Annotated in this window: 20 protein-coding genes; 3 read left to right on the plus strand and 17 right to left on the minus strand. The window is 60.3% G+C overall.

Annotation, left to right across the window (positions count from 1 at the left end; genetic code table 11):
• Positions 1–143: 143 nt before the first annotated feature.
• The 12 genes from ACZ89R_RS10195 to ACZ89R_RS10250 all read right to left on the minus strand — a co-directional run bounded on the left by ACZ89R_RS10195 (position 144) and on the right by ACZ89R_RS10250 (position 11,596).
• Positions 144–737, minus strand: a complete 594-nt coding sequence (locus ACZ89R_RS10195) for a nucleotidyltransferase family protein (protein WP_429545877.1) — start codon at positions 735–737, stop codon at positions 144–146.
• A complete protein-coding gene (locus ACZ89R_RS10200) occupies positions 734–1,717 on the minus strand; it encodes an XdhC family protein (protein ID WP_429545876.1) in 984 nt (327 codons plus the stop codon). Before ACZ89R_RS10200 ends, ACZ89R_RS10195 begins: the two co-directional genes overlap by 4 nt.
• Positions 1,717–4,038, minus strand: a complete 2,322-nt coding sequence (locus tag ACZ89R_RS10205; protein ID WP_429545875.1) for a xanthine dehydrogenase family protein molybdopterin-binding subunit — start codon at positions 4,036–4,038, stop codon at positions 1,717–1,719. The genes ACZ89R_RS10200 and ACZ89R_RS10205 overlap by 1 nt, the downstream gene beginning before the upstream one ends.
• A complete protein-coding gene (locus tag ACZ89R_RS10210; protein WP_038982082.1) occupies positions 4,035–4,505 on the minus strand; it encodes a (2Fe-2S)-binding protein in 471 nt (156 codons plus the stop codon). The genes ACZ89R_RS10205 and ACZ89R_RS10210 overlap by 4 nt, the downstream gene beginning before the upstream one ends.
• A 236-nt stretch (positions 4,506–4,741) precedes the next feature.
• Positions 4,742–5,761, minus strand: a complete 1,020-nt coding sequence (gene murB / locus ACZ89R_RS10215; RefSeq protein ID WP_429545874.1) for a UDP-N-acetylmuramate dehydrogenase — start codon at positions 5,759–5,761, stop codon at positions 4,742–4,744.
• Positions 5,758–6,222, minus strand: coding sequence for a low molecular weight protein-tyrosine-phosphatase (locus ACZ89R_RS10220; protein WP_008067753.1), 465 nt, complete (start codon positions 6,220–6,222; stop codon positions 5,758–5,760). The genes murB and ACZ89R_RS10220 overlap by 4 nt, the downstream gene beginning before the upstream one ends.
• The gene (gene kdsB, locus ACZ89R_RS10225) at positions 6,222–6,986 is read right to left on the minus strand and encodes a 3-deoxy-manno-octulosonate cytidylyltransferase (RefSeq protein WP_429545873.1); all 765 of its coding nucleotides are present in this window, start codon (positions 6,984–6,986) and stop codon (positions 6,222–6,224) included. The genes ACZ89R_RS10220 and kdsB overlap by 1 nt, the downstream gene beginning before the upstream one ends.
• Positions 6,983–7,168, minus strand: coding sequence for a Trm112 family protein (locus ACZ89R_RS10230; RefSeq protein ID WP_003179363.1), 186 nt, complete (start codon positions 7,166–7,168; stop codon positions 6,983–6,985). The genes kdsB and ACZ89R_RS10230 overlap by 4 nt, the downstream gene beginning before the upstream one ends.
• 25 nt (positions 7,169–7,193) lie before the next feature.
• Positions 7,194–8,204 carry a tetraacyldisaccharide 4'-kinase gene (lpxK, locus tag ACZ89R_RS10235; RefSeq protein WP_429545872.1) on the minus strand — a complete coding sequence of 337 codons (1,011 nt, stop codon included), beginning with the start codon at positions 8,202–8,204 and terminating at the stop codon, positions 7,194–7,196.
• Positions 8,204–8,632, minus strand: coding sequence for an ExbD/TolR family protein (locus tag ACZ89R_RS10240; protein ID WP_007904055.1), 429 nt, complete (start codon positions 8,630–8,632; stop codon positions 8,204–8,206). Before ACZ89R_RS10240 ends, lpxK begins: the two co-directional genes overlap by 1 nt.
• Positions 8,629–9,264 carry a MotA/TolQ/ExbB proton channel family protein gene (locus tag ACZ89R_RS10245; RefSeq protein ID WP_008067747.1) on the minus strand — a complete coding sequence of 212 codons (636 nt, stop codon included), beginning with the start codon at positions 9,262–9,264 and terminating at the stop codon, positions 8,629–8,631. Before ACZ89R_RS10245 ends, ACZ89R_RS10240 begins: the two co-directional genes overlap by 4 nt.
• Before the next feature lie 97 nt (positions 9,265–9,361).
• Positions 9,362–11,596 carry a DNA internalization-related competence protein ComEC/Rec2 gene (locus ACZ89R_RS10250; RefSeq protein ID WP_429545871.1) on the minus strand — a complete coding sequence of 745 codons (2,235 nt, stop codon included), beginning with the start codon at positions 11,594–11,596 and terminating at the stop codon, positions 9,362–9,364.
• Positions 11,597–11,732: 136 nt separating this feature from the next.
• On the opposite strand from ACZ89R_RS10250, the gene ACZ89R_RS10255 reads away from it, so the two are divergent.
• Positions 11,733–12,248: a DUF2062 domain-containing protein gene (locus ACZ89R_RS10255; RefSeq protein WP_429378453.1), complete on the plus strand. Its 516-nt coding sequence runs from the start codon at positions 11,733–11,735 to the stop codon at positions 12,246–12,248.
• A gap of 169 nt (positions 12,249–12,417) precedes the next feature.
• On the opposite strand, the gene ACZ89R_RS10260 is transcribed toward ACZ89R_RS10255, so the two are convergent.
• The 4 genes from ACZ89R_RS10260 to ACZ89R_RS10275 all read right to left on the minus strand — a co-directional run bounded on the left by ACZ89R_RS10260 (position 12,418) and on the right by ACZ89R_RS10275 (position 15,585).
• On the minus strand, positions 12,418–13,197 hold the full coding sequence (locus ACZ89R_RS10260) for an ABC transporter permease (RefSeq protein WP_429545870.1): 780 nt from the start codon (positions 13,195–13,197) through the stop codon (positions 12,418–12,420).
• Positions 13,194–14,126 (minus strand): ABC transporter ATP-binding protein, encoded by a 933-nt coding sequence (locus ACZ89R_RS10265; RefSeq protein WP_429545869.1) that lies wholly within the window; start codon positions 14,124–14,126, stop codon positions 13,194–13,196. The genes ACZ89R_RS10260 and ACZ89R_RS10265 overlap by 4 nt, the downstream gene beginning before the upstream one ends.
• Positions 14,127–14,258: 132 nt before the next feature.
• Complete coding sequence (locus ACZ89R_RS10270) at positions 14,259–14,882, minus strand: glutathione S-transferase family protein (protein WP_429545868.1); 624 nt, start codon at positions 14,880–14,882, stop codon at positions 14,259–14,261.
• A 43-nt stretch (positions 14,883–14,925) separates the two neighbouring features.
• Complete coding sequence (locus ACZ89R_RS10275; RefSeq protein WP_429545867.1) at positions 14,926–15,585, minus strand: transglutaminase-like domain-containing protein; 660 nt, start codon at positions 15,583–15,585, stop codon at positions 14,926–14,928.
• A 248-nt stretch (positions 15,586–15,833) separates the two neighbouring features.
• On the opposite strand from ACZ89R_RS10275, the gene ACZ89R_RS10280 reads away from it, so the two are divergent.
• A complete protein-coding gene (locus tag ACZ89R_RS10280; RefSeq protein WP_429545866.1) occupies positions 15,834–18,281 on the plus strand; it encodes an acyl-CoA dehydrogenase in 2,448 nt (815 codons plus the stop codon).
• Positions 18,282–18,381: 100 nt separating this feature from the next.
• Entirely contained in the window at positions 18,382–18,789 is a 408-nt protein-coding gene (locus ACZ89R_RS10285; protein ID WP_007905217.1) for a PA2817 family protein, read from the plus strand.
• A 155-nt stretch (positions 18,790–18,944) separates the two neighbouring features.
• On the opposite strand, the gene ACZ89R_RS10290 is transcribed toward ACZ89R_RS10285, so the two are convergent.
• Positions 18,945–19,943, minus strand: coding sequence for a LysR family transcriptional regulator (locus tag ACZ89R_RS10290; RefSeq protein WP_429545865.1), 999 nt, complete (start codon positions 19,941–19,943; stop codon positions 18,945–18,947).
• Positions 19,944–19,961 lie beyond the last annotated feature (18 nt).

Here is a 19,961-nt window from a genome sequence, read left to right on the forward strand (position 1 = left end):
ATCGGCCACTAAAAAGCCCCGCCTGGTGATCCAGGCGGGGCTTTTTTTATGTCCAAAAAATCAAAAGATCGCAGCCTTCGGCAGCTCCTACAGGATGAACTCAATCTCTGTAGGAGCTGCCGAAGGCTGCGATCTTTTTGGGATTACACAAACACTAATTTCTCTGGAACATCCACATCCCACAACACCCCCGGATCGTCCACCGCCACCTCGACCACCCTCGCCTGTGCAAACAGCGACTTAGCCCCGTGATCGCCGGTCAACGCCTTCAATCCCGGACCAAAACTTCGCCCGAATCCCACCGGGTGTCCATATTGCCCCTCAAACACCGGCACGCTGATGGCATCGTCGGCAATATTCGCGACCACTCGCTCAATGCTGGACGGCAGGATAAACGGCATATCCCCCAGCACAATCAGCCAGCCACCGAGTTGTGAGCACGCCGCCACACCCGCCGCAATGCTGTCGCCCAGACCGGCCGACTCGATCCGCACAATCTCGCAACCATAGGCCTGAGCCATGCGAATCACTTGCGGGCGATCCGCCGTGGTCACTAGCACGCGCTTCTCAAGCGTGGCCGGCAGATTTACCAGCACCTGCTCGATCATCGAATGCACGGTGACGCCGTCACGAGCGGTGCAATCCACCAGCAGCTTGTCCTTATCGTCGCCCGCTACCTGTCGAAACCGACTGCCCTGCCCTGCGGCCAGAACGATAACGCCAATGGAGTCGCTCATACGCCCTCCTGCAACGGCCTCTTCTGTTTCAGCTCGACGCCGTTCTTGATCGCCACAATTTCGGCCAGCAGCGACAAGGCGATTTCCGCCGGTGTATGGCTGGCGATGTGCAAACCGATCGGGCCGTGCAAGCGCTCGATGGCCTGTTGTGACAAGCCTAGCTGAGCCAGATTGTCCCGGCGCTTCTGACTGTTGACCCGTGAACCCAGCGCACCAACATAAAATGCCTTGGAATCCAGCGCCGTGAGCAGCGCCATGTCATCCAGGCGTGGATCGTGGGTCAGCGCGATAATGGCTGTGCGCTCGTCGGTCTGGATGGTCAGCACCGCTTCGTCGGGCATGCCCGGGACGAAGCGACCGTGTTGCTCTTCCCAGCCATAGACGAACTCGGTGCGCGGATCGCAGATCAGCACTTCGAAATCCAGCAGCCGCGCCATCTCGGCAACGTAGCGCGACAGTTGTCCGGCGCCGATCAGCAACAGCCGCCAGCGCGGACCATAAATGGCGCGCAAGGTCTGTCCGTCAAACACCAGCACATCAGTCTTGCTCGCTGGTTGCAGGATCACTTCACCGGTCGCCAGGTTCAGCTCACGCGCAACGATTTCATGGGCCTCGCAGCGCGTCAGCAATTCGGCAACCCACGCCGGATCACCGACGCGCTCCTCGGCCAGGCGCAACGTGCCGCCACATGGCAAACCAAACCGCGCGGCCTCCTCCCGAGTGACGCCATAGGTAATCAGCTGCACCGGCGGCCCATCGGCCGGGATACGGCCATCGTGGAGCCGGGCAATCAGGTCATCCTCGACGCAGCCACCGGACACCGAGCCAATCACCACGCCATCTTCACGCAAGGCGAGCATGGCGCCAGGTGCCCGGGGCGCGGTGCCCCAAGTCTGGACCACACTGTACAACATCACCCGCTGACCGGCGCGGCGCCATTCCAGCACGCTGCGCAGGACGTTCAGATCGACGCTGTCCATCAGGCTTGCGCCTTCTGCCAGCCTTGCAGCTGATAGCGTACCGGCAGGTTACGGATGCGTTTGCCGGTGGCGGCGAAGATCGCGTTGCATAACGCTGGCGCGATCGGCGGCACGCCTGGCTCACCGACCCCGCCCAGGGGCACATTGCCCGGTGGCGTGACCAGATGCACGGCGACTTCTTTCGGAGCAAGCGACATGCGCGCCACTTCGTACATGTGGAAGTTGTCCTGCTGAACCTTGCCGTCTTTGAAGCTGATCTCCCCCAGCACCGCGTTGCCCAGCCCCATGACACAAGCACCTTCGAACTGCGAGCGAATCCGCTCAGGGTTGATCTGCGGGCCGCAATCCACGGCGATGTCGGCCTTGTGCACGATCAGCGTGCCATCGTCTTTGACTTCCACCTCGATCACCGCCGCCACATAAGTGACAAAACTATAGTGCACCGCCAAGCCCAAGCCTCGGCCCTTGGGCAACTCACGCCCCCAACCGGCCGCTTTGGCAGCGGTTTCGAGCACGGTGCGCATCCGTGCAGTGTCGATTGGATAACGCTCGGGAGATTCGCCGTAGTTCCACTCTTCACTCAAGGTGCGCGGATCGATCTGACGGTCCGGGCCGAGCAATTTGATCTGGTACTTGAGTGGATCCTGGCCAGCCTTGTGGGCCAGTTCATCGACAAAGCTCTGAATCGCAAAGCCGTGGGGAATGTTCGACACCGAGCGATACCAGCCGACCCGGGTGTGGACCGCCGCTTCGGGGTTTTCCAGGCGCACGTTGGGGATCGCGTAAGCCATGTTGGTAAAGCCCATGCCCAGCTCGAAAGCCGCCTCATGGTTCATGCCCGGCGCGAACAGTGCGGTGATACTCGGCGCCACCGTGCGGTGCAGCCAGCCGGACGGCAGGCCGTCCTTGTTCAGGCTGGCCTTCAGGTATTCGGCCGACACGGTGTGGAAATAGGAATTGTGGATGTCGTCTTCACGGGTCCATTGCACCCGCACCGCCTTGCCCGGGAATTCCTTGGCCAGGATCGCCGCTTCAACGACGAAGTCCGGCTTGGACTTGCGACCGAAACCGCCGCCGAGCAAGGTGACGTTGAACGTGACGTTATCGAATGGAATGCCGAGGCGTTCGCCGATCCGTTCGCGGGTGACTTGCGGCGCCTGGCTTGGAGCCCAGGCTTCGCACACGCCGTCCTTGAAACGGGCAATGGCGACCATCGGTTCCATTGGCGATTGCGCCAGGTGCGGCAGGTAGTAAGAGGCTTCGAGGGTGCTGTCGGCGCTGCTCATGGCCTGGTCGATGCTGCCGGTATTGCGCACCACTTTGCCGGGCTTGAGGGACGCGGCTTCGAGTTCCTTGCGGTAGGCGATCGAGTCGTAACTGGCGTTGGGGCCGTCATCCCATTCGATTTTCAGCGCTTCGCGGCCCTTGATCGCCGCCCAGGTATTGCTGGCCACCACGGCCACGCCGCCCAGAGGCTGAAACTCGGACGGCAATGGACGGCTTTCGACTTGCAGGACCTTGATCACGCCCGGGACTTTCATCGCGGCGCTGGCATCGAAGGATTTGACCTTGCCACCGTAGACCGCTGGACGCGCGATGGTGGCGAATAGCATGCCGTCGAAATGCACATCGGCGCCGTAGACCGCCCGGCCGTTGACGATGTCCGCACCGTCGATGGCCTTGGTGCCTTCCTTGCCGATGTAACGGAATTCCGATGGCTGCTTGAGCCGCAGGCTGTCGCGAGCCGGCACCGCCAGTGCACCGGCAGCAGCGGCCAATGCGCCGTAGCCCAGTTCACGACCGGTCGGTTGGTGAATGACTTTATGCAGTTGCGCATGGCACTCGCTGACCGGCACTTTCCACTGCGCGGCGGCGGCTTGCTCAAGCATGGTCCGCGCGGCAGCCCCGCAACGGCGCATCGGCTCGTACCAATGACGCATGCTGCGCGAACCGTCAGTGTCCTGGTTACCGAAACGCACTTCGTCGCCCGGCGCCTGTTGCACTTTGACCAGCGCCCAGTCGGCGTCCAGTTCATCAGCTACTACCATGGTCAGGCTGGTGCGTACGCCCTGACCCATTTCCGAGCGGTTGCAGACCACGGTCACGCTGCCATCGGCAGCGATGCTGACGTAAACCTTTGGATCATCGATCCAGCCGTTGGGCATGCCGTCGGCGCCGAACTTCTTGTCTTTTTCGGCGGCAAGCGCGTCCTGCCAACCCCAACTGGCTGCCAGCACCAGGGCACTGGTGGCGCCCACGCCTTTGAGGAAGCCACGGCGGCTGAGGTTACTCAGCGCAAAATCATTGGGAAGCTGATTCATGCCTTGGCCTCCTTCAGGTGAGTGGATGCCTGGCGGATGGCGGTCTTGATCCGGTTGTAGGTGCCGCAACGGCAAATGTTACCGACCATCGCCTCTTCAATCTGCTCGTCGCTGGGGTTCGGATTGGTTTTCAGCAACGCTGTGGCCGACATGATCTGCCCGCCCTGGCAGTAACCGCACTGGGCCACGGCGCTGTCGAGCCAGGCTTGCTGGACGACTTTGCCAACCGGGTCAGCGTGCAGGTTATCGATGGTGGTGACGTTCTGGCCGACTACCGAGCCAATCGGCGTGATGCAACTGCGCGCAGGCGCGCCGTCGATATGAATGGTGCAGGCGCCACACAGGCCCATGCCGCAGCCGAATTTGGTGCCGTTGTAACCGGCCACGTCACGGATCGCCCAGAGCAGCGGCATGTCCTCGGTGACATCGAGTTGATGATCTTGACCATTGAGTTTCAGGGTAATCATGGGCACGCCCGCATAGTTATAGAGGTTATGGGGTCGAGCAATCTGCCGCGTGGGTTCCTTCACGCAGATCGACTCAGGCTAATGGGCTCTCTTACGCGGACGACAACGTCTGCATCGGGCCTTTGGTGGAGCAAATGCTTGCATCGTTAGGTGGCTAAGTTAACTGAGCATTAACAAAAAAGCCCTGCACATTTGAAGATGTGCAGGGCTTTGAAATCAGCCGTGAAAGCGTAGCCTCAATATCGATTGGGCTCCATTTCCAGGTCGACATGAAATCGTTCTGAAATGTCTTTCTGAATACGCTGCGCCAGATTCAACAATTGCAGGCCCGTTGCGGTGCCGTAGTTGACCAGCACCAGCGCCTGGAATTTATGCACACCGGCATCACCGTCGCGAAAGCCTTTCCAGCCGGCCCGTTCGATCAACCATCCCGCCGCCAGTTTCATTTGCCCGTCAGGTTGCGCGTAGGCCACCAGCTCCGGGTATTGCTCCTTGAGTTGCGCGACCAATGTCGCCGGCACCAAGGGATTCTTGAAGAAACTGCCGGCATTGCCGAGCACCGCCGGGTCCGGGAGCTTTTCGTTGCGAATGCTGCAAATGGCCTGGCTGACATCGGTAGGCGTCGGGTGATCGATGCCCAGCGATGTGAGACGCTGGCGAACCGGACCGTATTCCAGGTGCAGGTGCGCGGTGCGCGTGAGGGTGAAACGCACCCGCAGAATCAACCAACGCCCCGGCTCCTGTTTGAATAGGCTGTCGCGGTAGGCGAAGTTGCACTCGGCCAGCGTGAAGTCCCGTAGCTCGCCGGTCTGGCGATCGAGGGCGGTCAGGCCGGCAAAAACGTCTTTGATCTCGACACCGTAAGCGCCGATGTTCTGCATCGGTGCCGCGCCCACGGTGCCGGGAATCAGACTGAGGTTTTCCAGTCCCGCCAACCCTTGCGCCAAGGTATGTTGCACAAACGGATGCCAGGGCTCGCCCGCCTCGGCTTCGATCACCACCTGGTTACCGTCATCGCTCAGCAGGCGAATCCCTCGTGTGGCCATGCGCAGCACCAGCGCCTGCACATCGGCGGTCAGCAACAAGTTGCTGCCGCCACCGATCACCAGCACCGGCACATCATGTTCCAACCCATAGGCCAGCGCTTCGCGCACGTCGGCATCGCTATGGGCTTCGGCGAACAGCCGGGCCTGAACATCCACGCCAAAGCTGTTGAACGGCTTGAGCGAAACCCGGGGTTGAACCTGCAAACTCATAACCGGCCCTTCAATTCGATGACCAGCAGATCGCTGGCGCGCTCGATCAGGTCCAGTACCTGTTCGAAACCCTGGTCGCTGTCGTGATAAGGATCCGGCACTTCATCGATTTCCGACTGGTAGCGACGCAGAAACAGGTCCAGCTCGGCCTTGCCCTTGGCCGGTTGCAAGGCCTTGAGGTGGCGCAGGTTGCTGTTGTCCATCGCCAGAATCAGGTCGTAGGTGGCGAAATCGGCGCGGGTCACTTGCTGAGCGCGCTGGGCGGACAAGTCGTAGCCGCGTAGCTTCGCCGCGGCCTGGCTGCGCTTGTCCGGAGGCTTGCCGACGTGCCAGTCACCGGTGCCGGCGGAGGCCACTTCGACTTGATCGGCCAGCCCCGCCTCACGCAGTTTGTGCCGCAACACGCCTTCGGCCGTAGGGGAACGGCAGATATTGCCCAGGCAGACGAACAGAACCCGCATCAGGCCTCCAGCAAGCGACGAACGCGCTCGAGGTCTTCAATGGTATCGACGCCGGTAGGCGGGGCGATCAGCGCATCGGCCACGTGAATCCGCACGCCGTGCCAGAGCGCCCGCAGTTGCTCCAGAGACTCAGTGTTTTCCAGCCAGCACGGGCCCCAGGTGACGAAGTCATGCAGAAAACCGACGCGATAGGCATAAATGCCGATGTGGCGGCGATACGGCACACCTTCCGGCAATTGCTCGCGGCTCTTGGCGAACGCGTCGCGAGCCCACGGCAAGGTGGCACGACTGAACGTCAGCGCCAGGCCATTGAGGTCGCTGACCACCTTGACCACGTTGGGATTGAACAGGGTTTCCACGTCTTCGATCGGCTCGGCCAGGGTGGCCATGCGCGCTTCGGTGTGGGCGCCCAGGTTGGCGGCAACCTGATCGATCACGCTCGGCGGAATCAACGGCTCGTCGCCCTGAACGTTGACCACGATGGCGTCCGGGGCCAGGCCCAGTTTCGCTGCGACTTCGGCCAGACGGTCGGTGCCGGAATTATGGTCTTCGCGCGTCAGCACCACTTCGGCACCAAAGCTTTTGCAGGCCTCGACAATGCGCGCATCGTCAGTGGCAACGACCACTCGCTGGGCACTGCTTTTGCTCGCTTGTTCCCAAACATGCTGGATCATCGGCTTGCCGGCGATCAGCAGCAGGGGTTTGCCCGGCAGACGGGTGGAGGCATAGCGCGATGGAATGACAACGGTAAAGGCTGTGGTCATTTATCCAGACGCTCGTCGGTGGTCAGGGTGCGCGCTTCGCTTTCGAGCATCACCGGGATGCCGTCGCGAATCGGGTATGCGAGGCCAGCGCCCTTGCTGATCAGCTCGGTTTTGTCGGCACTGAGCTTGAGCGGGCCTTTGCAGACCGGGCAAGCGAGGATATCGAGCAATTTGGTGTCCATGAACATTCCCTGGATAGAAACGGATTTAAGGCAAAAGACGAGCCGGCAACAGGCGCATCAGCTGCGTATCGAACCAGGCCACGAAGGCCGGCGATGGCGCAGCATCGACCGCCAGGTACCACCAATCGGCGGCGGCGAAGGCACGGCACTTCACCGCGTCTTTTTCCGTCATCACCACTGGCAATGACGGGGTGAAATTCAAGGCCTGCACGCTGTACTCGGCGTGGTCGGCAAATGCATGCGGCACTGGCCGCCAGTGTAGCGTTTCGAGGGTCGTGAAGAAACGCTGGGGATTGCCGATCCCGGCCACGGCGTGAATGGCCTGGCCTGGGGGGAAGTGGTCAAGGGGCCGGCGTTCGCCGCTTTGCAGATTGACCAGTGCCGTGGGTTGCAGCAGGAAGGCAAAACCGTCGATGCGGTCGGCCGTGGCACCGTTATAAAGCACCGCATCGACGCTTTGCAGACGCTCGATCGGTTCACGCAACGGCCCGGCCGGCAGGCAGCGCTGGTTGCCCAGCCCCCGGGCGGCATCGATCAGCACCAGTTCCAGGTGCCGGGCGAGCCGGTAATGCTGCATGCCGTCGTCGGAGAGGATCAGGTCCAGCGGCTCGCTCGCCAGCAAGGCTTTTACCGCACGACTGCGGTCCGGGTCGATCATCAGCGGCACGCCGGTGCGCTGGACGATCAACAATGGCTCATCGCCCGCCACGTCCGCGCCTTGATCCGCCTCGACCCGCCACGGCAATTGCGCAGGTTTGGCGCCGTAACCACGGCTGACAACGCCAACTCGCAAACCGCTGCGCTGGCAATGCTCTATCATCCACAGAATCAGCGGCGTCTTGCCGGTGCCGCCCACCGTGATGTTGCCAACCACGATCAGCGGCACCGGCGGCTGATAGATCTCGCCCTCACCTGCCAGAAAGCGCTCGCGCTTGCCGATGACCACACGCCGATACAGCCATTCCAGAGGCTGCAACAGCTTCAGCGCCGGATGGCCTTCGTACCATGCAGCGAGCAATCGATCGGACATGGCCATCAGGATGCCGGCGCCGCCTCGACAGTGGTCATGCGCAAATGACTGAAACCGAGTTTGCCGGCAGCGTCCATTGCGGTGATGACGGACTGATGGGGGGTCTTGCCATCAGCGCTGATGGACAACGGCAGGTTGGTATCGCCGTTGGATTCTTTCTGTAGCGCTTCCATCAGGCTGGTCAGGTCATTCTTGGGCAACAATTGGTTGTTGACCGAGAACACCCCTTCGGCGCTGATAGCGATGTCCAGTTGCTTGGCCTGTTGGTCTTCGGCCGGGGAACCGCTGACCGCTTCCGGCAGGTCGACGCGCAACTGGGTTTCACGAGTAAATGTGGTGGTCACAACGAAAAACAGCAGCAGGATAAACACCACGTCGATCAACGACGCGAGGTTGATGTCTATCGTTTCCCGTGGTTTACGACGGAATTTCACGCTTTGCCCTCAGCCAGATCCACGTCGCGGTCACCCTGCACCACCTCGACCAGCTTGATCGCTTCCTGCTCCATGCCTACCACCAGCTCATCTATGCGGCGTTGCAGGAAGCGGTGGAAGAACACGGCCGGAATACCGACCATCAGGCCTGCAGCGGTGGTGATCAGCGCCTTGGAAATACCACCGGCCAGTACCGAGGCGTTGGTACCCATGCCCGTGCCCATGAATGCACTGAAAATATCGATCATGCCCAGCACCGTACCCAGCAGACCCAGCAACGGGGCCATGGCGGCGATGGTGCCGAGGGCATTGATGTAGCGTTCGAGCTCGTGAATCACCCGCGCAGCGGCTTCTTCGATGCACTCTTTCATGATCTCGCGGCCATGCCTGGAATTCGCCAGACCGGCGGCCAGGATCTCGCCCAACGGAGAGTTGGCACGCAGTTCCTTGAGCTTTTCTTTATTGAGTTGTTTGTCCTTGATCCAGACCCAGACCTGCCCGAGCAAATGCTCCGGGGTCACGCGGCTGGCACGCAGGGTCCAGAGACGCTCGGCGACGATCGCCATGGCCGCGATGGAGCTCAGAATGATCGGCAGCATCATCCAGCCGCCGGATTTGACCAATTCCCACACAGTGACAGTCCCCTCGAAAAAGTGCGCCACTCTAACATAGGGGGTGGACGCACCGAAGACCGCGATGTCGTATCCGGTCGGGCTTCGACAGTTCGGGTTACTGGCTGGATGGTGGCAGATCAAGCCAGAAGCGCCGTTCTTGAAGCATCGTCCACGGCGGCTTGAAGCGCCCCAGTTGCAGACGAATGGCACCTTGCTCGGCGCTGTCGTAAATCGCCACCCCGCGCTTTTGATACCGCGCCACGACCGTGGGATGGGGATGACCGAAAGAATTGCCGTTACCACGGGAGATCAGCACCGCTTTGGGTTGCAATACGCTGAGCAACGCCATCGAAGACGAACTGCGACTACCATGGTGCGGGGCCTGCAACCAATCCGTCGGCACCGCCAATGGACCGTCGAGCAGCGCACGCTCGGCCGCACTATCGATATCGCCAGTCAGCAGCAACCGCTCGCCGTTGGCCTCGATCTGCAGCACGCAGGATTTCTGATTGCTGTCGATGGCAGACGGCCACTGCCAGAGTTGAAACTTCACCCCGTCCCAGGCCCATTGCTGACCGCTCTCGCAGCCCTCGGCGTGCAGTTCGTCTGGCAGGGCCTGGTGATCGCCGCTCAGTATTTGCTTCACCGATATTCCATTGGCAATTGCTCGCGCACCGCCGGCATGATCGGCGTCGGCATGGCTGATCAGCATCAGATCGAGGCCATTCACGCCTAGTTTGCGCAATGACGGCAGTACCACCCGCTCACCCAGGTCGATATCGCCGAACCTCGGCCCGGCGTCATACAGCAAGGTGTGATGGCGGGTACGCACCAGGATTGCCAAACCCTGACCGACATCCAGCTGCCAGACCTCGGCCATGCCTTCAGGCAATGTGTGCCGGGGCGGAAAAACCAGTAACAGCAACATCGGCCAGCCCAACGGGCGCAACGGCACGCCACGCGGCATTAACAGCAGGAAGGCCCCCAGTGTGCCGAGCGCCCAGCCCCACAACGGGACCGCCACCGGCACCCACGCGGGCAATTGCCCGGCGATCAACGCCAACCCCTTGAACAAAAGATCGATCAGACCGCCGGCCAGCCACAGCAATCCTTCGCCCACATAAGGAACGGGCAACAACATCGTCCCAAGCAAGGCCGGTGGCAGGACCACCAGGCTGACCCAGGGCACCGCCAGTAAATTGGCCAGCGGCCCGCTGAGACTGATCGGCAACCCCAGCACCAACAGCAGTGGGCATAGGCCGATCGCGATCAGCCACTGGGCACGGGTCCAGGTTTGCCACCAGCGCCATGCCCCCAATCGGCCGCCAAAAGTGAAAATAAGCACCGCGACCGCCGCAAAGGACAACCAAAAACCCGGTTGCAGGCTCGACAGCGGGTCCAGCAGCAAAACACCGTCAAGCGCCAGCAACAATGGCCACCATGCGCCAAGGTGACGAAACCGTAGTCGCCACAACAGCACCAGACCGATCATCAGGCAGGCCCGCCGCACCGGCACTTCGAAGCCGGCCAGCAGCCCATAACCGAGCGCCGCCGCGAACGCCAGTCCGCATGCCCATGGCAGCCACGGCAAGCGCTTGGGCCATAAGCCATAACGCGCCAACCCGGCAATCAGCAGATACATCACTCCCGCCAGCAAACCGATGTGCTGCCCGGAAATCACCAACAGATGCACGGTGCCGGTGTCTTGTAGCACCTGCCAGTCCTCACGACTCAACCCGGCGCCATCCCCGAGCACCAACGCCGTCAGCGCACCCGTTCGTCCCTGGGCATCCACGGCCTGCAAACGCTGACGGATGCCGTCGCGCCAGGCCCATTGCGCGTCCATCAGTCGCTGGCCATCCTTGACGGTCCCGGTGGCGCCGATGTGCCGGGCCAATAACCAGGCGTCGTAATCGAACGCATGCGGGTTGAGCAACCCGGCAGGACGCTTCAATTTGACCGCCAGCCGCCAATGCTCGCCGCTGTTGACGGGCGGCCCGCCATACCAGGCCAGGCGCAGGTGCCGAGGCAGTCTGGTGCGACGCGACTGACTGTCCGTCAGTTCGAAACGCACTACGCCCTCGGCCTGCTGCGGCAACCCGGTCACACGACCTTCGAGCCAGCGAGTCTCACCATCAAGATTCAGTGCCAGGCGATCATTCAGCGCCCACTGTGCATTCGCGCCCGCCCAACTGAAACCGAACAGCAAAAATGCCAGGGGGAAGGTGCGAAACGGCAACAACATCAAACCCACTACCGGCAACAACAGCCACAACCCCGCCGGCGGTAATACCGGAAAAAAACGCAGGGCCAACAGACCCAACGCCAGCGCCATCATCCCTGTGCGCATAAGCCCGTCCTTGAGAGTCCCCTCCCTAGGCTTAGCCGGTGCGCCGCACGTCCGTCGTTATCAATTGTCACAAAGTCTGAATGGGCGGCTCGTAGAATCAAGACATACTTGCCGCCTTAACCGACCGAGAAGCCTTATGCCCCGGCGCTTGTTCAAACGTTACATGCCAGACCCGACCAGCATCAGGGAACACAAATCCTTACGCTTTCTCGGCACCCTGCTGCATGACCCGAACCTCTGGCACCTCAATCGCCACTCCGTCGCGCGGGCCATGGCGGTCGGTCTGTTCGCGGCGTTCCTGCCCATTCCGTTGCAGATGTTGTTGGCGGCCATCCTTGCCATTGTGGTACGCGGCAACATGCCGATTGCCGTCAGCCTGGTCTGGCTGACCAACCCGATCACCATGCCGGCGGTGTTCTTTTGCACTTACCAGACCGGCGCCTGGCTGATGGACGTTCCCGCCCGCAGCCTGCCGAATGAGCTGACCTGGGAATGGATCAGCGGCGAACTCTCGAGCCTGTGGCAACCGTTCTTGCTTGGCTCGGTGGTGACGGGGTTGGTGCTGGGAGCCCTCGCCTATTGTCTGGTGATGATGTATTGGCGCTGGTGGGTGAGTCGGCAGTGGAAGCGGCGTAAGAAAAGTCGAATGTGAGAATGTAAAACGGCCTCCGCTTGGGAGGCCGTTTTTTTGCGGTGTTTGTGCTGACGCCATCGCGAGCAGGCTCGCTCCCACACTGAATGGCGTTGCCCATCTATTTTGCGATCGACACAAAACCAATGTGGGAGCGAGCCTGCTCGCGATGCAGGCGACTCGATCTTCCTTAGGTACGCATCCCACGCCCACTCACCAGCAATCGCGCACAACCGATATAAAGCACAACGGTCGCCACCAGCATGAAGGCGATTGCCACGCTGATCCTGATATCAGACACACCAAGAATGCCGTAACGGAAGGCGTTGACCATGTGCAGCACCGGGTTGGCCAGCGACACGGTCTGCCAGAACGGTGGCAGCAAACTGATCGAGTAGAACACCCCGCCCAGGTACGTCAACGGCGTCAGCACGAATGTCGGGATGATCGAAATATCATCGAAGTTGCGCGCAAATACCGCGTTGATGAAACCCAGCAGCGAGAAAATCGTCGCCGTCAGCACCACCACCAGAACGGTCACGCCCAGGTGATGCACCTGTAATTGAGTGAAGAACAACGACAGCAGGGTCACGATGATCCCGACCATCAACCCGCGCAGCACGCCGCCCAAGGTGTAGCCAATCAGAATCGTATGCGGCGACACCGGCGACACCATCAATTCTTCGATGGAACGCTGGAATTTGCTGCCAAAGAAACTCGACACCACGTTGCCGTAGGAGTTGGTGATCACCGACATCATGATCAGCCCCGGCACGATGTACTCCATGTAGGTGAAGCCACCCATGTCACCGATCTGCCGACCGATCAGATTGCCGAAGATCACGAAGTACAGAACCATGGTGATGGCTGGCGGCAGCAGGGTCTGTGGCCAGATCCGGGTGAAGCGTTTGACCTCGCGGTAGACGATGGTATTGAGGGCAACGAGGTTGGGTTGCAGCTCGGAACTCATACCGCCACCTTCGACAGATTCTTCTCCACCAGGGACACGAACAACTCCTCGAGGCGATTGGTTTTGTTACGCAGGCTCAACACTTCGATGTTCTGCTGCGCCAATTGGGTGAACAGCGCGGTAATGCCCATGGCCTTGTCGACCTGGACTTCCAGGGTATGACTGTCGATCAGTTTGGCCGGGTAACCGAGCAATTGCGGGGCCACTTGCAACGTATTCTTTATATCCAGCAGGAAGGTTTCGACATGCAGCTGGCTGAGCAACTGCTTCATGCTGGTGTTCTCGACAATGGTGCCGTGGTCGATGATGCCGATGTTGCGGCACAACTGCTCAGCCTCTTCCAGATAGTGGGTGGTGAGGATGATGGTGATGCCTTTCTTGTTCAGCTCGGTGAGGAAAGTCCACATCGAGCGACGCAATTCGATGTCCACCCCCGCCGTCGGTTCGTCGAGGATCAGCAGGCGCGGTTCGTGAACCAGCGCACGGGCGATCATCAGTCGGCGCTTCATGCCGCCAGACAGGGAACGTGACGGCACATCGCGCTTGTCCCACAGGCCCAGTTGGGTCAGGTACTGCTCAGCGCGTTCCTTGGCGATTTTCGCCGGGATGCCGTAGTAACCGGCCTGGGTCACGACAATGTCGAACGTCTTTTCAAACTGGTTGAAGTTGAATTCCTGGGGCACCACGCCAATGCAGCGCTTGAGCGCCGCCGGTTCCTTGTCCAGGTCATGACCGAAGATATTCACCGTTCCGCTGGTCTTGTTCACCAGGGTCGAGAGAATGCCAATGGTCGTGGATTTGCCGGCGCCGTTAGGGCCGAGCAAGGCGAAAAAGTCACCTTCGGCGACGTCCAGATCGATACCACTCAAGGCCTGGAAACCGTTGCCGTAGGTTTTGGTTAGCTGCCGGATGGACAGAGCGGAACTCATATCGGATTACGCACCAAGAAGGGAAGAAAGGAATAAATAAGGGCGGGCGGCGAGCAATGCAACCGCGGCGCATGAGCGCAATGGTGCTTGTCGCTGCCGCACAAGTACAGTCAAGCGTGTCGATAGTGAGTATTAAGTCAACGCGGTCATGACCGCCTTCTGATAGGCCGGACGCTGTTTCAACCGCGCATACCAGGCTTGGAGATGAGGCAGCGGCGCGCGCTCGATCGGCATCTCGAACCAGGCATAAATGAAACTGCCCAGGGGAATGTCGCCCATGCCGATCTCATCGCCCGACAGATACGGTTTGGCCGCCAGCGCTTGATCGGCCATCGACAGCAGATCGTCGCACTCCTTGATCGCAGCCTTGATGGCCGGCCAGTCCTGCTGGTCTTCCGGGGTGCGCAACACGCCCCAGAACACCGTGCGGAACGGGGCGGCAAAACTTGAGGTGGTCCAGTCCATCCACTTTTCGGCAGAGGCTCGGGCTTGCAGGTCTGTCGGATACCAGGCCGTATCGCTGGCATGACGGGCCATCAGGTAACGGACGATGGTGTTGGATTCCCACAGCACAAAACCGTCGTCTTCGATCACCGGCACGCGGCCGTTGGGATTCATCGCGCGGTACTCAGGCGTGTCGACTACACCAAAGGCGCCGCCGGCATCGATGGCTTCATAGGCCAGGCCCAGTTCTTCGGCCGCCCACAATGGCTTCCTGACATTCGACGAATTTTTCCGACCCCAGATCTTCAGCATGACCGCCCCTTTTTGGATGAATGCGCAGGCAGCATACGCCGGATCAGGCGCGACTCAAATCGCTCTGCATGTCCCCCAGCAGCACCGGCAGCTGCTCGCCAAACAGATGCGGATAGCACTTTTCCAGGTGTTCGAAAAAGAACGCTTCAGGCACATCGGTGAAGTGGCCGTGATCGATCAGGTACTCCATCAATTGCTCGCCGTCACGGTTGAAGGGGTGGAACACGCTGTCGTTGATCCCATCGAACTCCAGCGGCGCGACATTGAACAGTTCGCAGAGTTGCTGATTGAAAGCCGGCGTGGCTTTGACCCAACGATCGTTCAGATACAACTCGGTGTAGCCGTGCATGGCGAACACATCGCTTTTGAGCAATTCGAGCAGACGCGGCGTCGACAGATGATTACGCACATCTGCCAGACCGATCCGCGCCGGGATCCCGCAATGCCGGGCTGCACCGGCGAGCAGCGTGGCTTTGGGCACGCAATAACTCTCTCCGGCCGCCAGCGCATAACTGCCGCGCAAGGTCTCTGGATCGCGGCTGAAGGTGTAAGGGTTGTAGCGTACGGCCTCGCGCACCGCGTAATAGAGATTGATCGCCTGTTCAAGCGGATCGCGCCCGGCGCCACGATGTTTTTCGGCGAACGCCACCACCGAGGGATGGTCACTGTCGATGAAGCGGCCGGGGCTCAGATACGCATGCATGGCAACAATCTCCTGGGGGAAGCCACGAGTCTAGCGACAGCTTCAGCACAGAGATAACGACGTTTCGGCCAAATGTCAGCGCTTGCGGCCCTATTTACGCAAGCGCTAAACCGTCTTTCCTAGAAATGACTGACGAATTTCAGTCGTTGTTTCCTACACGCTCAGACTCATGCGCTGGCCCCCCACTTTTATGGATGCCGTCTAAGCTCTGAAAGTGGTTTTGCCCCTGGCTTCATGGAGAATTGAATATGTTGCTGTTGTGGATACTGGTTCTGGTGGTCGGGATTGCCTATCTGGCCCATCGCCGCACCGCGCCTCTGCCCGCCTTGGGCATCATTGCGGCCTATCTGCTGGCGATGGGCATCTTCAGCCATGCCCCCGTCTGGCTCATGCTGATTTTCTGGGTGATGCTCGCGGTCGTGACCGCTTTCCTGTTGCTGCCGGATCTGCGCCGAAAACTCTTCACTACGCCGATATTCGGCTGGTTTCAAAAAAACCTGCCGCCGATGTCGCAAACCGAACGTGAAGCCATTGAAGCGGGCACGGTCTGGTGGGACGGCGAGCTGTTCAGCGGGCGCCCGGACTGGAACAAGCTGCTGGCTTATCCAAAAGCGCAACTGAGCGAAGAGGAACAAGCGTTCATCGATGGCCCGACCGAAGAGCTCTGCGCCATGGTCAGCGATTGGCAGATCGGCCAGTTGCTGGATCTGCCGCCCAAGGCTTGGGATCACATTAAACAACATGGCTTTTTTGCCCTGATCATCCCCAAAGAGTACGGTGGCAAAGGCTTCTCGGCCTATGCCCACTCCCAAGTGGCGATGAAACTGGCCACCCGCAGCGGCGACCTGGCGTCGACCGTCATGGTGCCCAATTCCCTGGGACCTGCGGAGCTGCTGCTGCATTACGGTACCGACGAACAACGCAATCATTACCTGCCACGGCTGGCCCGTGGCGACGATATCCCCTGCTTTGCCCTGACCGGCCCGATGGCGGGCTCCAACGTCGGCGGGATGACCGACACCGGGGTCATCTGCAAAGGTGAATGGGAGGGCAAGGAAACCCTCGGCCTGCGCCTGAACTGGGAAAAGCGCTACATCACCCTCGGCCCGGTGGCGACTTTGATCGGCCTGGCGTTCAAGGCTTATGACCCGGACCATCTGCTGGGCGACAAAGTCGACTTGGGGATCAGCCTCGCCTTGATTCCAACCCAGACCCCCGGTGTAGAAATCGGTCGCCGTCACCTGCCGCTGGGCGCCTCATTCATGAATGGTCCGAACTCCGGCAAGGACGTGTTCGTACCGCTGGAATTCATCATCGGCGGTCAGGAGATGCTCGGTGAGGGCTGGATGATGCTGATGAACTGCCTGTCAGTCGGGCGTTCCATTTCGCTGCCTGCCATCGGTACCGCTGCGGGCAAGTTCAGCAGTCTGGTGACGGGCCAATACGCGCAGGTTCGCGAACAATTCAACGCACCGCTGTCAGCCTTCGAAGGGATTCAGGAAGCACTGGCGCGGATCGGCGGCAGTACCTGGCTGATGGACAGCGCACGGATGCTCACCGCCAACGCGGTCGACCTCGGCGAAAAACCGTCGGTACCTTCGGCCATTATCAAATACCACCTCTCTGAACGCGGCCGCGAATGCATCAGCCACGCCATGGATGTTCACGGCGGCAGGGCCATCATCATGGGCCCGAACAACTACCTGGCGCGTGGCTGGCAAGGTGCGCCCATTTCCGTCACGGTCGAGGGTGCGAACATCCTGACACGCAGTTTGATGATCTTCGGCCAGGGCGCTATTCGCTGTCATCCGTTCGTGCTCAAGGAAATGGCCCTCGCCCATCGCGAAGACAAACAACAGGCACTGATCGAGTTCGATGCACTGCTGCTCGACCATATTGGTTTTGCCGTGTGCAACGCCGCCAGCACGCTGGTGCTGAACCTCGGCCTCGGGCATTTCGAACACATGCCCGGGGACAGGCTCAGCCAAGGCTATTTCCGCGCCCTCAACCGTCAAGCCGCGGCCTTTGCCTTGCTTGCAGACCTGAGCATGATGCTGCTGGGCGGTGATTTGAAACGTCGCGAACGTCTGTCCGCACGTCTGGGCGATGTACTCAGCTACCTGTATCTCGCCTCCGGCGCACTCAAGCGTTATCACGATCTCGATTCGCCGGAGCATATGCATCCACTGTTCGCCTGGGCCATGGAAGAGAGCCTCGGTCAGTCCGAACGTGCGCTGGACGAACTGCTGACCAACTTCCCGAACAAGGTACTTGGATGCCTGCTGCGGGTGATGGTGTTCCCGTTCGGTCGTCGTCACAGAGGCCCGTCGGACAGACTGGCGGCCAACGTCGCAGCCGTCATCGGCCGTCCCAAGGGCGATCCAACGCTTGAGGAGTTACTGGGCGGCTGCTATCGCCCGCAATCACCAGAAGATTCGGTCGGCGCCCTGCAGCACGCCTGCGACTTGTTGAACGCCGCCAAGCCGCTACAGAAAAAACTCAATACGGCACTGAAAAGTCGCCAGGTCAAACCCACTGTCGGAGAGTCTCCCATTGATGCCGCCCTGGAGGCTGGCGTCTTGCAACCGCTTGAAGCCCAGACCTTGCGCGAGGCAGAAGTGGCGCGACGCAAGGTGATCGATGTCGATGATTTCGACCCAAAGGAGCTGGTATTGGCCAAAGGCAAGGTCCGCTGATCCGGCGGACCCTGTGTCTTGCATGGGGCTCTTTAATATGTGAAAAGGGGCGCAGGAGCTTTATACTCCCGCGCCCGTTTTGCTCTTGAGGACTTATCTCGTGTCCAACGTCGTTGCCGATCATCTCGTCTTGCTCGACCACCTGCGCAGCATCCTGGTCGCCGTAGGTGAGGCCGAACAGGTTCCCGAAGAAAGCCATGCCTTGTTCCTGGAGCGCTTCGATGAACTGCGTGCATTGCTGCCGGTCGACCCGATCGAAAGCCAATACCTGGGCCAGGACATTCTGTGTCAGGTGATCACTCGCTACCCGCAAATCGCCCACCTGGTCCCGCGCGACCTGCTGTGGTATTTCGCCGGCGACTGCCTGCATTACATGCCCGATGATGAAATCGACCTGTACCAGGCCCTTGAAGAGCGTCGCTTCGAAGCCGAACAGAACGACGAACCATTCGACTGGAATCAGGAAAAACAGCTACTGGCGATGTCGAACCAGGACAGCAAGCACTGATCCCACAGTCAGTAATGCAAAAGGCCCGCATGGTTGAACATGCGGGCCTTTTTGTTCGTGAAAGATCAAAAGATCGCAGCCTTCGGCAGCTCCTACAGGGTGTACGCCATCTCAATGTAGGAGCTGCCGCAGGCTGCGATCTTTTGATCTTAACCTCAAAGCAATCCATCACTTTCGGGCAACTCATACTCCACCGCGACCTTGCCCAACCCGCTTGGCTTGCCCGGCCTGCTCAAGGTCGGTTCCTTCTCCAGGCACTCCACCAGATAATCGATAAGCACCCGTAACTTGGGCGGTAGATAGCGGGTGGGCGAATGCAGCAGCCAGGCGCCTCCGTGGTAGGACGCCAGAAAAGTCCAGTCCGGCAAAACCTGAACGATCAGCCCTTGTTCCAGCGCATAACGGGCGGTGAAGTACGGCAGGCTGCCGATTCCGATGTGTTGCAATACCGCGCCCAGTCGCACCCCCGTGTGATTGGCGGCATAACGGCCGCGCACGCCGACGGTCACGGCTTTGCTGCCTTTCTTGAATTTCCAGCGAGCATCGCTCGGGGTTTCGCCCAGATAGATACAGCTGTGGTTGAGTAAGTCGTGGGGATGAGTCGGCGTGCCGTGTTCGGCCAGGTATTGCGGCGTTGCACAGAGTAAATGATCGATGGTCAGCAACTGCCGCCCCACCAGCCCCGCGGGCGGGCGGTCGGTAATACGGATCGCCAGATCGACGTTGTCGTCGATCAAATCCACCTGGCGGTCGTCGAGCAACAATTCCACGTTCACTTTTGGATAGCGCCGCAGGAATTCGGGCATGTGCGGATGAATCACGAATCGCCCGACAGCCTTGGGCACGCTGACACGCACCAGCCCTTCCGCCTCATGGGTGAACTGTCCGCTGATTTCCATCACCGACTTCGCCGCGCTGACCATCTCCTGGCAACGCTTGAACACCTCTTCGCCACCGTCACTCAGGCGTAGCTTGCGCGTAGTGCGTTGCAGCAGTCGCGTGGCGAGTGCCTTCTCCAGCCGCGAAATGCTGCGACTCACCGCCGAGGGTGAAGAACCTAGTTGGCGTGCCGCTTCGGAGAAACTGCCAGTCTCGACAACCTTGACGAAAATCGCCATTTCACCGAGCAGAGGCAGAGGAAGATTTATGCTCACAGCGCAACAGTCCTTTGA

This window comes from Pseudomonas sp. TE3728, from assembly GCF_056279145.1.

Excerpts from the sequence above, each read along its gene's own strand:
- ACZ89R_RS10255 (WP_429378453.1), top strand. The coding sequence starts at position 11,733 with ATGCCCCGGCGCTTGTTCAAACGTTACATGCCAGACCCGACCAGCATC.
- ACZ89R_RS10200 (WP_429545876.1), bottom strand. The coding sequence starts at position 1,717 with ATGGACAGCGTCGATCTGAACGTCCTGCGCAGCGTGCTGGAATGGCGC.
- ACZ89R_RS10270 (WP_429545868.1), bottom strand. The coding sequence starts at position 14,882 with ATGCTGAAGATCTGGGGTCGGAAAAATTCGTCGAATGTCAGGAAGCCA.
- murB (WP_429545874.1), bottom strand. The coding sequence starts at position 5,761 with ATGAGTTTGCAGGTTCAACCCCGGGTTTCGCTCAAGCCGTTCAACAGC.
- ACZ89R_RS10250 (WP_429545871.1), bottom strand. The coding sequence starts at position 11,596 with ATGCGCACAGGGATGATGGCGCTGGCGTTGGGTCTGTTGGCCCTGCGT.
- ACZ89R_RS10195 (WP_429545877.1), bottom strand. The coding sequence starts at position 737 with ATGAGCGACTCCATTGGCGTTATCGTTCTGGCCGCAGGGCAGGGCAGT.
- ACZ89R_RS10220 (WP_008067753.1), bottom strand. The coding sequence starts at position 6,222 with ATGCGGGTTCTGTTCGTCTGCCTGGGCAATATCTGCCGTTCCCCTACG.
- lpxK (WP_429545872.1), bottom strand. The coding sequence starts at position 8,204 with ATGGCCATGTCCGATCGATTGCTCGCTGCATGGTACGAAGGCCATCCG.
- ACZ89R_RS10280 (WP_429545866.1), top strand. The coding sequence starts at position 15,834 with ATGTTGCTGTTGTGGATACTGGTTCTGGTGGTCGGGATTGCCTATCTG.
- ACZ89R_RS10275 (WP_429545867.1), bottom strand. The coding sequence starts at position 15,585 with ATGCATGCGTATCTGAGCCCCGGCCGCTTCATCGACAGTGACCATCCC.
- ACZ89R_RS10210 (WP_038982082.1), bottom strand. The coding sequence starts at position 4,505 with ATGATTACCCTGAAACTCAATGGTCAAGATCATCAACTCGATGTCACC.
- ACZ89R_RS10260 (WP_429545870.1), bottom strand. The coding sequence starts at position 13,197 with ATGAGTTCCGAGCTGCAACCCAACCTCGTTGCCCTCAATACCATCGTC.
- ACZ89R_RS10205 (WP_429545875.1), bottom strand. The coding sequence starts at position 4,038 with ATGAATCAGCTTCCCAATGATTTTGCGCTGAGTAACCTCAGCCGCCGT.
- ACZ89R_RS10265 (WP_429545869.1), bottom strand. The coding sequence starts at position 14,126 with ATGAGTTCCGCTCTGTCCATCCGGCAGCTAACCAAAACCTACGGCAAC.
- ACZ89R_RS10230 (WP_003179363.1), bottom strand. The coding sequence starts at position 7,168 with ATGGACACCAAATTGCTCGATATCCTCGCTTGCCCGGTCTGCAAAGGC.
- kdsB (WP_429545873.1), bottom strand. The coding sequence starts at position 6,986 with ATGACCACAGCCTTTACCGTTGTCATTCCATCGCGCTATGCCTCCACC.